12 protein-coding genes are annotated in these 12,840 nt (G+C 68.9%); 7 read left to right on the plus strand and 5 right to left on the minus strand.

The annotated features are described in order from the left end of the window. Positions 1–12: 12 nt before the first annotated feature. Genes RGD00_RS14125 through RGD00_RS14140 form a run of 4 tightly spaced genes read left to right on the plus strand, consistent with a single transcriptional unit; the run spans position 13 to position 4,004 of the window. Positions 13–972 carry a hydroxymethylglutaryl-CoA lyase gene (locus RGD00_RS14125; protein ID WP_310457982.1) on the plus strand — a complete coding sequence of 320 codons (960 nt, stop codon included), beginning with the start codon at positions 13–15 and terminating at the stop codon, positions 970–972. After that, the gene (locus RGD00_RS14130) at positions 969–1,751 is read left to right on the plus strand and encodes an enoyl-CoA hydratase/isomerase family protein (protein WP_310457983.1); all 783 of its coding nucleotides are present in this window, start codon (positions 969–971) and stop codon (positions 1,749–1,751) included. The genes RGD00_RS14125 and RGD00_RS14130 overlap by 4 nt, the downstream gene beginning before the upstream one ends. 1 nt (position 1,752) lies before the next feature. After that, positions 1,753–2,970, plus strand: coding sequence for a CaiB/BaiF CoA transferase family protein (locus RGD00_RS14135; RefSeq protein WP_310457984.1), 1,218 nt, complete (start codon positions 1,753–1,755; stop codon positions 2,968–2,970). Positions 2,971–2,996: 26 nt separating this feature from the next. Further along, positions 2,997–4,004 (plus strand): TRAP transporter substrate-binding protein, encoded by a 1,008-nt coding sequence (locus RGD00_RS14140; RefSeq protein ID WP_310457985.1) that lies wholly within the window; start codon positions 2,997–2,999, stop codon positions 4,002–4,004. A gap of 248 nt (positions 4,005–4,252) precedes the next feature. On the opposite strand, the gene RGD00_RS14145 is transcribed toward RGD00_RS14140, so the two are convergent. Continuing rightward, the gene (locus RGD00_RS14145) at positions 4,253–5,905 is read right to left on the minus strand and encodes a serine hydrolase (RefSeq protein WP_310457986.1); all 1,653 of its coding nucleotides are present in this window, start codon (positions 5,903–5,905) and stop codon (positions 4,253–4,255) included. Between the two features lie 252 nt (positions 5,906–6,157). Next, on the minus strand, positions 6,158–6,853 hold the full coding sequence (locus RGD00_RS14150) for an HAD family hydrolase (protein WP_310457987.1): 696 nt from the start codon (positions 6,851–6,853) through the stop codon (positions 6,158–6,160). 105 nt (positions 6,854–6,958) lie between these two features. On the opposite strand from RGD00_RS14150, the gene clpS reads away from it, so the two are divergent. Further along, positions 6,959–7,279, plus strand: coding sequence for an ATP-dependent Clp protease adapter ClpS (clpS, locus tag RGD00_RS14155; protein ID WP_310457998.1), 321 nt, complete (start codon positions 6,959–6,961; stop codon positions 7,277–7,279). Between the two features lie 27 nt (positions 7,280–7,306). Here the strand turns inward: clpS and kdsA are convergent, their stop codons facing one another. From kdsA to RGD00_RS14170, 3 genes are read right to left on the minus strand one after another with little or no spacing between them, the layout of a single operon-like run. Beyond that, positions 7,307–8,131 carry a 3-deoxy-8-phosphooctulonate synthase gene (gene kdsA / locus RGD00_RS14160; protein WP_310457988.1) on the minus strand — a complete coding sequence of 275 codons (825 nt, stop codon included), beginning with the start codon at positions 8,129–8,131 and terminating at the stop codon, positions 7,307–7,309. Then, positions 8,128–8,925 carry a 3-deoxy-manno-octulosonate cytidylyltransferase gene (locus RGD00_RS14165; RefSeq protein ID WP_310457989.1) on the minus strand — a complete coding sequence of 266 codons (798 nt, stop codon included), beginning with the start codon at positions 8,923–8,925 and terminating at the stop codon, positions 8,128–8,130. Before RGD00_RS14165 ends, kdsA begins: the two co-directional genes overlap by 4 nt. A gap of 11 nt (positions 8,926–8,936) precedes the next feature. After that, a complete protein-coding gene (locus tag RGD00_RS14170) occupies positions 8,937–9,920 on the minus strand; it encodes a KpsF/GutQ family sugar-phosphate isomerase (protein WP_310457990.1) in 984 nt (327 codons plus the stop codon). Positions 9,921–10,163: 243 nt separating this feature from the next. Between RGD00_RS14170 and RGD00_RS14175 the strand changes: the two genes are divergently transcribed. Next, positions 10,164–11,141, plus strand: coding sequence for a hypothetical protein (locus RGD00_RS14175; RefSeq protein WP_310457991.1), 978 nt, complete (start codon positions 10,164–10,166; stop codon positions 11,139–11,141). Further along, positions 11,053–12,468 (plus strand): calcium-binding protein, encoded by a 1,416-nt coding sequence (locus RGD00_RS14180; RefSeq protein ID WP_310457992.1) that lies wholly within the window; start codon positions 11,053–11,055, stop codon positions 12,466–12,468. The genes RGD00_RS14175 and RGD00_RS14180 overlap by 89 nt, the downstream gene beginning before the upstream one ends. Positions 12,469–12,840 lie beyond the last annotated feature (372 nt).

The raw sequence follows: 12,840 nt of genomic DNA on the forward strand, positions 1-12,840 counted from the left end.
TGGGAGGATGGGATGAGCGACCTGCCGAAATCCGTTGAATTCCACGAGGAAGGCCCCCGCGAAGGATTTCAGATCGAATCGAAGGTCTATCCGGCGGCCGAACGCGCCGCGCTGATCGACGCGCTGTCGCAAAGCCGGTTGCCGCAGATCCAGGTCGGATCCTTCGTCAACCCCAGGGCAGTTCCCGGAATGGCCGATACCCCCGCGGTGTTCGAGGCGCTCACCCGCGCCCCGGGAATCGCCTATACCGCGCTGTGGCTGAACGAGAAGGGTTTCCGCCGCGCGGCGGACATGCCGGGCATCACGCTGAACGGCACGCTGATGTTCTACACCACCGACCGCTTCAGCCTGCGCAACAACAACTGCACCGCCGCAGAGATGCGCGACCGTCAGCGCCGGATGCTGGCGGTCTATGACGAATACGGCGTGCCGCTGGTCGCCGCCAACATCATCACCGCCTTCGGATGCAGCTATGAAGGCGAGGTGCCGCTGTCGCGCGTCACCGGCATCGTGGACCATATCGTGGACCTGTGCCGCGAGACGGGCCGCAAGCTGCCGGTGATCTACCTCGCCGACACCGTGGGCCGCGCCAACCCCGAGGAGGTGCGCCGCCGCATCGGCGCGGTGCGCGACCGGGTGCCGGAGGCCGAGATCGGCGTCCACCTGCACGACACCCGCGGCCTCGGCGGCGCGAACCTCTATGCCGCGTTGCAGATGGGGGTAAGATACATCGACAGTTCCATCGCCGGGCTCGGCGGCTGCCCCTTCGCGCGCCACGGCAATGCGCAGGGCGCCGGCAATATCTGCACCGAGGACATGGTGTTCATGTGCGAGGAGATGGGCATCGCCACCGGCATCGACCTCGACGCGCTGATCGAGGCCGCGCAACTGGCCGAACGCATCATCGGCCGCCGGCTGACCGGCAAGATCATGCATTACGGCCGCCCCGCGCGGCTGGAGGACAGGGCATGACCGATGACCTGCTGTTCGCGGTCGAGGACGGCATCGCCACCGTCACCATCAACCGCCCCGAGGCGCGCAACGCGCTGTCCACCAGCGTCTGCAACGGCCTTCACGAGATCTGGGAAAAGGTGGATGCCGACCCGGCGATCCGCGTGGCGGTGCTGACCTCTGCCGACTGCGGCACCTTCTGCGCCGGGCTCGATCTGCGCGAGGCCGCGCGGCTGAGGGCCGAAACGGGGCAGGATGTCATCCGTTTCCTCAAGGATCCGTTCCAGGCCCGCATGCGCCGGGTGCGGGTGCCGATCATCGCGGCGATGACCGGCCATATCATGGCGGGGGGCATGATGATGTCGCTCAACAGCGATATCCGCGTGGGGCTGGCGGGCACCCGGATCGGCATCACCGAAACCCAGATCGGCCGCGGATCGCCCTGGGGGATCCCGCTGGTCTGGATGCTGCCGCAGCCGATCCTGATGGAAATGACGATGACGGGCGAATTGTACCCGGTCGAGAGGTTCCGCGACCTCGGCTTCATCAACTATCTGGAGGACACGCCCGAGGCCGTGCGCGCGCGGGCGATGCGGCTGGCCGCCCGCATCCGCGACAACGCGCCCCTGTCGGTGGTGGCGGGCAAGCGCGCGATCCTCAACGCGATGAGCATGGGCTGCGACGCGGCCTGCGAGGCCGCATGGCACATCTACCGCGATGTCTATGCCAGCGAGGACGCGCAGGAAGGCCCGCGCGCCTTTGCCGAAGGACGGCGCAAGCCGGTGTGGAAAGGACGATAGCATGACGGAACAGGCGCAGGGCGGTGCGTTGCAGGGGCTTCGGGTGATCGACCTGAGCGCGGTCCTGTCGGGGCCTGCGGGCACGCAGATCCTGGGCGACATGGGCGCGGATGTGATCAAGGTCGAACCCCCCGCGGGCGACGAGACCCGCCGCATGGGCGCCCCCGCCTGGCACGACGGCAGCGCCGCGGCCTATGTGAACACCAACCGCAACAAGCGCAGCATCTCGGTCGATCTGCAAAAACCCGAGGGGCGCGCGCTGCTGTTGCGGCTGCTGGAAGGCGCCGATGTGCTGGTGGAAAATTTCAAGCCCGGCACGATGGCGAAATGGGGGCTCGATTACGAAACGGTGCTGAAGGCGCGGTTCCCGCAGCTGATCCATTGCCAGATCACGGCTTTCGGTGCGGACGGCCCGCTCGGCGGTCTGCCGGGCTATGACCCGATCGCGCAGGGCTATGGCGGGATCCTCGGCTTCGGGGGTTTTCCCGGGGGGCCGCCGCTGCGGCTGCATCTGCCGGCGGTGGATTACGCCACCGCGCTTTATGCCGTCATCGCCATCCAGGGCGCGCTGCTGGAACGCGCGCGGTCGGGGCAGGGGCAGGCGATCGAGGTGACGCTTTACGATTCCGCCCTGTCGCTGCTGCATCCCTTTGCCTGCAACTGGCTGCTGCGCGGGGTGGTGCCGCAACAGATGGGCAACCGCCATTCCTCTGCCGCGCCCTATGACATCTACCCCACGCGCGACGGGCATATCGTGCTGCTGGTGGTGACATTGCGCCAGTTCCACAACATGTGCGATGCGCTCGGCCTGCCGGCGCTGCGCGACGACCCGCGGATGCAGGTCACGACCGGCCGGGTGCAGCACAATGACGAACTGGAGGCCGCCATCGTCCCCGTGCTGGCGCGCCTGACCACGGACGCGGCCGTGGCGCGGCTGAACGCCGCCGGCGTGCCGGTTGCCCCGGTGCTGGACGTGGGGCAGGCGCTGAGCCACCCGCATGCGGCCGTGCGCGGCGCGGTGGTCGAGGGGGCCGAGGGCTATCGCGGCGTCGCCTCGCCCCTGCGGTTCAGCCGCACGCCGGTGAGCTATCGCATCGTCCCGCCGCGCCAGGGCGCGCATGGCCGCGAGATCCTGGCCGAGGCGCGGCTGGACCCCGCCGAGGTCGAGGCGCTGATCGAAACGGGCGTCGTCATCGCGCCCCCCGCCGACGAGACGTGACAACAACACAGTCAGGGAGTAGCACCATGCCGAAACTCATCCCCCTCATCGCCCTTGCGGCGCTGGCCGCCGGCCCCGTGGCGGCGCAGGACCTCAAGTTCACCCATATGTTCGCCGAAACCCACTACATGTGGGCGCGCGGCGGCAAGGTTCTGATGGACCGCGTGACCGAGGCGACCAACGGCGAAGTCACCTTCACCCCCTTCCCCGGCGGGCAACTGGGCAAGGACTATATCGGCCAGCTCGATTCCGGCATCGCGGATCTGGCCATCGTGGTGCCCGCCACCATGTCCGACAAGCTGCCGCTGACCTCGGTCTCGGAACTGCCGGTGCATTACGCCGACAGCTGCGAGGCCAGCGGCAAGCTGTGGGAGCTTGCCAAGCCCGGCGGGCCGCTCTACGAGGCCGAATTCGCCAAGCGCGGCCTGCATCCGGTGTTCACGGCGGTGCTGCCCAACTACAACGTCATGACCACTTCGAAACAGGTCAAGTCGATGGCCGACATGGCGGGGCTCAAGGTCCGGGCCTCGGGCGCGGCGATGGAACGCACGGCGCGGGCGCTCGGCGCGGTGGCGGTGACGATCTCGGCCTCCGAAATTAACGATTCGCTGCGCCGGGGCACGGTGGACGGGGCCTTCTTCCCCTATCAGGCGGTGTTTTCCTACGGGCTGGAAGGGGTGCTGAAATACGGGCTCGAAGGGCCGATCCTGGGCTCGTCCTCGGTGATCATGGTGATGTCGGACAAGAAATGGCAGAGCATTTCCGAAGAAAACCGCCAGAAGATCACCGGCATCGCCCACGAGATCCAGGGCGAGTTCTGCAAATGGATGGATGAAGAGGACAAGCGCGTGCGCGCCACGCTGATCGAGAAGCACGGCTATCAGCCGCATGTCCTGTCCGAGGCCGAAACCGCCGAATGGCAGAAGCAGCTCGAGGACGTGACCACCGACTGGGCCGCCCGCATGGACGGCCAGGGCCTGCCGGGCAGCGCGGTGCTGAAGGCCTTCATCGAGGCGCAACCCGCCGGCATGTGACCGCCGCCGCGGCCCCTGTTCCAAGGCGACCGGCCCGTCCGGTCGCCTTTTTCGTGCGGGTGGCGGTCGTGCCCGGCCTTTCGGTCGGCGCCGGGGGCCAGCCCCCGGACCCCCGGGATATTTATGGACAGAAAATGAAGAGGGCGTCTTCCTGAAGCGGCTGCTGCGGCTTCATCTTGCCCCAAATACTCCGGGGGTCCGGGGGCTGGCCCCCGGCGCCGCGCGTGACGGATGGCAGGTTCAGCCGCTCAGGGCCCCATCGTGAAGCACTGGATGGCGCGGGCCTGCAGGCGGCGGCAGGCGAGGTCGGCCTGGTCCTGGCTCAGCCCCAGAAAGTTCGCGTCATAGCCGCCGCCGCGCGACACCACCTTGCGCAGCGCCCCGTCGAGCGCCGTCGTTTCCGTCAGCGCCGTCTGCAACAGCGCCCGTTCCGCCGCCCCGCGCGAGGGGAAGCGGCCGAGCGTGACGCCCCAGTGCCGCCCGCCCGAGGTCGAGATGCGCGTCACCACCTCGGGGGCGGCGCCGGGGTTGGGGCGGGGGGCGGGGCCGGTCGTGGTGCGGGCCGCCGTCATCACGATCTCGCCGGGCCGCGCCTGCGGGCGCGTCACGGGGGGCTCGGTCTCGGGCACCACAAGGGCGGCGGTCATGCGCACGTTCTCGGGCAGGCTGTCGGCGTCCTCTGCCGCTTCGGCCTGGGGTTGGGGGGTGTCGGCTTCGGCCTCGGGGTCGGGGCCGGTCGCGACCAGCGTTTCGGCGGCGGGCGCGGGTTCGGGCGCGGTCACGACCTCTGTCACCGCCTGCGCGAGCTGTTCGGCGACGGGTTCGGCCGTTTCCACCGGCATCTCGGGCCGGGGTTTGGGCGCGGCCGAGGCGGTCATCACCGCTTCCGCGGGGGCGTCTTCGGCCACTTCGGCCAGAACCGATTCGATCCCCTCGTTCAGCGCGACCAGAACCTCGGGTTCGGGCGCGGCGGGGCGGGGCATCGGGCGCGGCGATTTCTTCACCGCGCCGGACACGCGGATCGTCTTGGCCGCGGGCTGCGCCCTGGCCGGGGCAGAAGGTTCGGCCAGCGCGTCCATCGCCACCAGCGGCGGTTTCTGCACCGCGCCGCCGGCGGGCGCGTTCTTGAAGCCCAGATCCAGCAGTTCGGCCATCTTGGCGTTGCGTTGCGCGGTCGAGGTGCCGCCGAACACCGTGGCGATGATGCGCTTGTTGCCGCGTTCGGCCGAGGCGGTCAGGTTGAACCCCGCCGCCTGGGTGTAGCCGGTCTTGATCCCGTCCGCGCCCTTGTAGGATTCGAGGAACCGCCGGTTGGTGTTCGACACCCTGGCCACCCCCGCATCCTCGGTGATGCGCGAGAAGAGGTTGTAGTATTCCGGGAAATCGTAGAACAGCCGCCGGCCGAGCACGGTCATGTCGCGTGCGGTCGACAGATGGCCGTTTTCGGTCAGGCCGTTGGCGTTGCGGAAGGTTGTGTTCTTCATGCCGAGCGCCTTGGCCGTGCGGGTCATCCGCTTGGCGAAGGCCGCCTCGCTGCCCGAAATCGCCTCGCCGATCGCCGTGGCGGCGTCGTTGGCCGATTTGATCGCCGCGGCGCGAATCAGGTTGCGCAGCGCGATCTTCTGCCCGGTGCGCAGGCCGAGTTTCGACGGCGCCTCGCCCGCCGCCTTGGACGAGACCGTGACCATGGTGTCGAGCGAGATTTCGCCCCGCCGCACGGCATCGAACGCGATATAGAGCGTCATCATCTTGGTCAGCGAGGCCGGATGCAGCCGCGTGTCGGCGTTATGGGCGTAAAGCACCTTGCCGCTGCGCGCATCCATCACCACCGCCGCATAGGGCGCGGCCGCCGCCGCCAGCGGCAGCATCGTCAGACACAGCCAGACCATGACCGCTGTCATGGCAGCCAAACCGCGATCGGTGATCCGAACGGAGAAGGAAAGGGCCCGAAGCCCCGAACGCTGTCCCACGTCACTGCCCTTTTGCTGCCTCTGGCCCCGATCTGTGCCGGGTGCCTTGAAGAAGGCTAGCAGAAAGGGGCGTGTTGGAAAACCTGTTTTTTCAAGGTCTTTCGCGGCATTGTTCAGATAGGCCGCAGGCCGCCGACACGATGTCTTGGGGTGGGGGCGGCCTGTGCCCCAAGATGCTGCGGTTCAGCCCAGACCGGCGATCAGCCCGGGCAGCGCACCCAGATCGGGCAGTTCGTGGAACCGCGGATGGCCCGCCGGCGGGTCGGCCCGGTCCAGCACCCAACCGGACCCGTGCGGCACATGCACCCCCCAACCGCCCGCCGCGATCATCGGCAACACGTCCGAACGCAGCGAGTTGCCCACCATCAGCCCCCGCCCCGGCCCCGCGCCATGGCGGGCGAAAAGCCGGGCATAAACCTCGGGCGTCTTTTCCGACACGATCTCGACCCCGTGGAACAGATCGCCGAGGCCCGATTGCGCCAGCTTGCGTTCCTGGTCCAAGAGGTCGCCCTTGGTGATCAGCACCACGCGGAATTCCGCCGCCGCGGCCTCTACCGCCGCGCGGGCATGGGGCAGAAGCTCTATCGGATGGGCCAGCATCTCGCGCCCCGCCGCCATCAGTTCTGCGATCACGCTGGCGGGCACGTCGCCGCCCGTGACCTCGATCGCGGTCTCGATCATCGACAGCACGAACCCCTTCACCCCATAGCCGTACTGGCCGAGGTTGCGCCTTTCCGCCGCCTCCAGCCGGGTCATCAGGTGGCCGGGTTCGGCATGTTCGGCCAGCAGGCCGGCAAAGCGCGCCTGCGTCAGGCGGAAGAACGCCTCGTTCTGCCAGAGCGTGTCGTCGGCGTCGAAGCCCACGGTAGTGATCATCATTCCCCCTGCGGCCCTTTCCGTTCGCGGACCGGGACGCTATATTGCCGTCATATTCCAGACCGGAACAGAGCGACGGAGCAGCGCGTGACCCAGTGTCCCCCGACCATGCAGGACCGCAAGGACGGACCCGGAAACGACACATCGGTTGTCACCAAGACCCGTACCCGCACGCAGCGCCCGCCGCTTTACAAGGTGCTGTTGCTGAACGACGATTATACCCCGATGGAATTCGTCGTCCATGTGCTGGAACGGTTTTTCGGCATGAACCACGCGCAGGCGTTCGAACTGATGCTGATGGTGCACAAGAAGGGGCTGGCGGTGGTCGGCGTGTTTTCCTTCGAGGTGGCGGAAACCAAGGTGGCGCAGGTGATGGATTTCGCCCGCCGCCATCAGCACCCGCTGCAATGCACGATGGAAAAGGAATAGCGCCCTATCCGGGTGCGCCCGATCCCCTCAGCGGCCCTTCACCAGATCGTCGATGGCGCGCAGGCTGCCGATCAGGCCCTGCATCTGATCCAGCGGGATCATGTTGGGCCCGTCGCTCGGCGCATTGTCCGGGTCCTGATGCGTCTCGATGAACAGCATCGACACCCCCACCGCACAGGCCGCGCGCGCCAGCACCGGGGCGAATTCGCGCTGCCCGCCGCTGGCGGTGCCCAGTCCCCCCGGCTGCTGCACCGAATGGGTGGCGTCGAACACCACCGGCCAGCCGGTCTGCGCCATGATCGGCAGGGCGCGGAAATCCGTCACCAGCGTGTTGTAGCCGAAGGTCGTGCCGCGTTCGCACAGCAGGATGTTGCGGTTGCCGGTGCTTTCCACCTTGGCGGCGACATTCGCCATGTCCCAGGGGGCGAGGAACTGGCCCTTCTTGATGTTGATCACCTTGCCCGTCGCCCCGGCGGCCAGCAGAAGATCCGTCTGCCGGCACAGGAAGGCGGGGATCTGGATCACGTCCACCACCTCTGCCGCCGGGGCGCAATGGTGGGTTTCGTGCACATCGGTCAGCACCGGGCAGCCGAATTCGTCGCGGATGCGGTCGAGGATCTCCAACCCCCGCTCCATCCCCAAGCCGCGTGTGCCCGACAGGGACGACCGGTTGGCCTTGTCATAGCTCGCCTTGAAGACAAAGCGCGTGCCGGTGGGGGCGCAGGCCTGGGCGATGCCTTCGGCCATGCGGCGGGCATGGTCGAGCGATTCCAGCTGGCAGGGCCCGGAAATGAGCGCGAAGGGCCGGGTGCCGCCGACCGCGAAATCGCCGATGCGGACGGTCTGGGTCATGGCGTTTCCTTCATCTGGGCGAGGGCGGTTTCGATCCGTTCAACATCGACGGGGTTGTTGAGTTCCCAGAACACCCGGCCCCGCCCCTCGACCGGCACGCACAGCACGGGGCGGCCGTTTTCCAGAAACCGCAACTGCTCCAACCCCTCCAGCGCCTCCAGCGGGCCGGCGGGCCAGCCGGCATAGGCCGCCAGCGCCGCGGGGCGGTAGGCGTAAAGGCCGACATGGTGAAAGACCGGGATCGGGTCGGGCACCGCGCCGCCGGTATAGGGGATCACTTCCTTGGAGAAATACAGCGCCCGCCCGTCGCGCCCGAACACCGCCGTGGTGCCGCCCACGCGGCCCGCGCGGCGGTCGGCCAGGAAATGGGCCAGCGTTTCGGCGTCGCAGCGGATGACGGGGGTGGCGATCTCTGCCCCCGGGTCGGCGGCCATCGCGCCGATCAGCGCCTCGACGAACCACGGCGGGGTCAGGGGCGCGTCGCCTTGCAGGTTCACCACCAGATCGGCGGCGATCCCGGTGCGGGCCATGGCGTCGGCGCAGCGGACGGTGCCGTTTTCGCAGTCCGTGCCAGTCATGATCACGCTGGCGCCGAAGGACCGGGCGGCGGCGGCGATGCGGTCGTCGTCGGTGGCGACATGGACCTCCGCCACCCCGCGCACTTCCATCGCGGCCTCCCAACTGCGCCGGATCAGGGGTTTCGTCACGCCGTCCGGCCCCCGCAGCCCCACCAGCGGCTTGCCCGGGTAGCGGCTGGAGGCATAGCGGGCCGGGATGATGATGACGGTCTTCATGCGGTCCCCGTTCATGCGACGCCCGCGCGCAGGCAGTCGTGGATATGCAGCGTGCCAAGCGGGCGGCGGTCGTCATCGACGACGAACAGCATGTTGACCTTGCGCGCGTTCATCAGCGCCACCGCCTCTGCCGCCAGCATCCCGGGCGGGGCGGTCAGCGGCGTCATGGTGGCGACATCGCGCGCGGTCTTGCCCATCAGCCCGGCCATGTTCCGCCGCAGGTCGCCGTCGGTGATGATGCCGGTCAGCCGCCCGCCCTCGACCAGCCCCGCCGCGCCCGCGCCCTTTTCGGTCATCACCAGGATGGTATCCGTCATCGGCGTGTCGGGCGCGACCAGCGGCAGCGCATCGGCCCCGCGCATGATCTGGCTGACCTTGGCCAGCCGCGCGCCGAGCCTGCCGCCGGGGTGGAAGGTGCGGAAATGTTCGGGCGCAAAGCCGCGCCGTTCCATCAGCGCGATCGCCAGCGCATCGCCGAGCGCCAGCGCCATCGTGGTCGAGGTCGTGGGCGCCATGCCGATGATGCAGGCCTCGGGCGCGGGGGGCAGCAGCAGGCGCAGGTCCGCGGCCTCGGCCAGGGTGCTGCCCTCGCGCCCCGTGATGCCGATCAGCGGGATGGAAAACCGCCGCGTATGGGCGATGAGATCCGACAGTTCGGTGGTTTCGCCCGAATTCGACAGCAGGATGCAGATGTCGTGTTCCGTCAGCGTGCCGAGATCGCCATGGCTGGCCTCGGCGGCATGGACGAAATAGGCGGGCGTGCCGGTGGACGACAGCGTGGCCGCGATCTTGCGCGCGATATGGCCGGACTTGCCGATGCCCGACAGGATCACCCGGCCCTGCGCGTTCAGGATCAGTTCCACCGCCGGGACGAAATCGGGCGGCAGAAGGTCGGCCAGCAGGCGCAGCGCGTCGGCCTCTGTCGTCAGCACGCGGCGGGCGGTGGCGGCCACGCTGTCCGCGACGGCCTGCGGCGGTTGCCCGGATGTCACCATGCTGCCCCCCTGAACCCGCGGCGCGACAGACGCCCCGCCCCGGCGGTAGCGGGTTCCGGGGGCGGCGTCAATCGGCGGGGGCGCCGATGGGCAGGCGCGCGCCTCCCCCGTTCGGGGGATGAAGCGGCGGGGCGCGGGGGATATGCCGATGCGATGGGCGAACCGCGCGGGCGGGGCCGCGGTGCGGTTCGGGTATCGGAGGGGACGGAAATGGCGGTCATAGCGGAAATCAGACTTCAGGGGATGGCGGGGGACCTGGAGGAATACTCCCCCCAGATCACCGCGCTGGACGATGGCGGGTTCGTGGTCACGTGGAACGGCGACACTTCCGACGGGCAGGCACATGATGTTTTCGTGCAGCGCTTCGATGCCGCTGGCGTGGCGACGGGCGGTCCGACCCGCTTGCAGGGGATGGCGGGGCATCTGGCGGACCTTTCCCCCCAGATCACCGCGCTCGCGGGTGGCGGGTTCGTGGTCACGTGGTACGGCGGGCAAGAGGCCGAAATTTTCGTGCAGGGCTTCGACGCCGAAGGTGTGGTGACTGGCGGCCCGACCCGGTTGCAGGGGATGACGGGGATTCAGGGGGACTACTTCCCCCAGATCGCCGCGCTGGACGATGGCGGGTTCGTGGTCACATGGTACGGCAATACCTCCGACGGGCAGGGGTTCGATATTTTCGTTCAGCGCTTCGATGCCGCGGGCGAGACGAGTGGCGGCCTGACCCGGCTGCAGGGGATGGCGGGGAATCTGACAGACTACACCCCCCGGATCACCGCGCTGGATGACGGCGGGTTCGTGGTCATGTGGGTGGCGGAGACCACCGACGGGCAGGGATACGACATTTTCGTGCAGGGCTTCGACGCCGCTGGCGAGACGAGTGGCGGTCTGTCCCGGATGCGGGGGATGGCGGGGTATCTAGGGGACTACGCCCCCCGGATCACCGCGCTGGATGGCGGCGGGTTCGTGGTCACGTGGGCGGCGGAGACCTCCGACGGGCCGGAATACGACATTTTCGTGCAGGGCTTCGATGCCGCTGGCGTGGCGGCGGGCGGCCCGACCCGGTTGCAGGGGATGGCGGGGAATCTGGTGGACTACGCCCCCTGGATCACTGCGCTGGAGGGGGGGCGGGTTCGTGGTCACGTGGTACGGCAATACCTCCGACGGGCAGGGATACGACATTTTTGTGCAGGGCTTCGATGCCGCTGGCGTGGCGGCGGGTAGCCCGACCCGGTTGCAGGGGATGGCGGGGAATCTGGGGGACTATTCCCCGCAGGTCATCGGGCGCGCTGGTGGCGGGTTCGTGATCACATGGCTGGGCTACACCTCCGACGGGCAGGGGACCGACATTATCGTCCAAGGCTTCGATGCCGCTGGCGTGGCGACTGGCGGCCCGACCCGATTGCAGGGGATGGCGGGGGGTCTGGTGGACTACAACCCCCGGATCACCGCGCTCGCGGGTGGCGGGTTCGTGGTCACGTGGGAGAGCGATACCTCCGACGGGCAGGGGACCGACATCTTCATCCAGCGCTTCGATGCCGACGGGCGGCCTGCCGACAACGCCGCCCCGACCGGATCGGTGACGATCGCCGGCGATCCGTGGGAGGGCGGGGTGCTGACGGCAGATACCTCGGCCGTTGCGGATGCGGACGGGCTCGGCGGTTTCACCTATCGGTGGTCCGCCGACGGGGTGGAAATCGCCGGGGCCACGGGCGCGACCTTCGTGCCCGGCCCGGCGCAGGCCGGGCAGGCGATCACCGTGCGGGTCGGCTATACCGACGGCCGGGGCCTTGACGAAACCCTGACCAGCGCGCCGACGGACCCGGTGGGCCTGGGGACCGGCGTCGAAAGTGCGGTCACTTTCGTGCTGCCGGAAAACGGGCGCACCGCCACCCTGACCTTGACCGGCACGGCGGACATCGACGGCACGGGCAACGCGCTCGACAACCTGATCGTGGGGAACGCGGGCGGCAACAGCCTTTCGGGCGGCGCGGGCCGGGATACGCTGCAAGGCGGCCTCGGGGCGGATACTCTCGACGGTGCCGGGGACGAGGATCACCTCCACGGCGGGGCGGGCCGGGACAGCCTGTCCGGCGGCGCGGCGCGCGACGTGCTGCACGGCGGGGCGGCGGGCGACATGTTGCACGCCGACGAGGGCAACGACGCGCTCTTCGGCGGCGGCGGGGTGGATACGCTTTACGGCGGCGCGGGCAACGACCGGCTGTTGGGCGGCCTGGGCAAGGACAGGCTTTTCGGCGGCGAAGGCGTGGACCAGTTCGTGTTCCTCTCCGCCGCCGAGGCTGGCGGCGGCGCGGACGGCGGGCGCGACGTGATCGGCGATTTCGAGGCGGGGGTGGACAGGATCAACCTGCGCGCGATGCAGGAGGGGCTGAGCTTCATCGGCGCCGCCGCCTTCACCGGCCGGGCGGGCGAGATCCGCTATACCCGCAACGGGCTGGTGCAGGGCGATCTGGACGGCGACGGCCTCGCCGATTTCAGCATCGAACTGACGGGAAGGCCGGCCCTGACGGCGGCGGATTTCATCCTGTAGCGGCGGGGCATTCCCGGCCGATACCCCGTAGTTCGGCCACCGGATAGACACAGGCGGTCGTTCCGGCGAAGGCCGGGACGGCGATGGCCTGCCCGACAAGTGGGATGAAGTCCACGCCGATCCCGCCCGCCAGCAGCGCCGCCTTCAGCCCGGGGTCGATCCTGTCCCGGACAAGGCCGGTTTTTTCGCCGCCAGCCGGATATCCTCGCCACCGACCCTCCCGTCCGCGTTGAGGCCGGTCAGGTAAAGGCCGATGCGGGGCTGATCGGTTCCGACGCCGCCCGCCGCATTCGGCTACGGTCAGGACTCGTTCTCGCGTCATAGCCAGAACATGACGGTTGCAGCGAGGGCGACGGCGGAGAGGAAGACCTT

The organism is Ruixingdingia sedimenti (assembly GCF_031432425.1).
GTDB classification, from domain to species: domain Bacteria; phylum Pseudomonadota; class Alphaproteobacteria; order Rhodobacterales; family Rhodobacteraceae; genus Ruixingdingia; species Ruixingdingia sedimenti.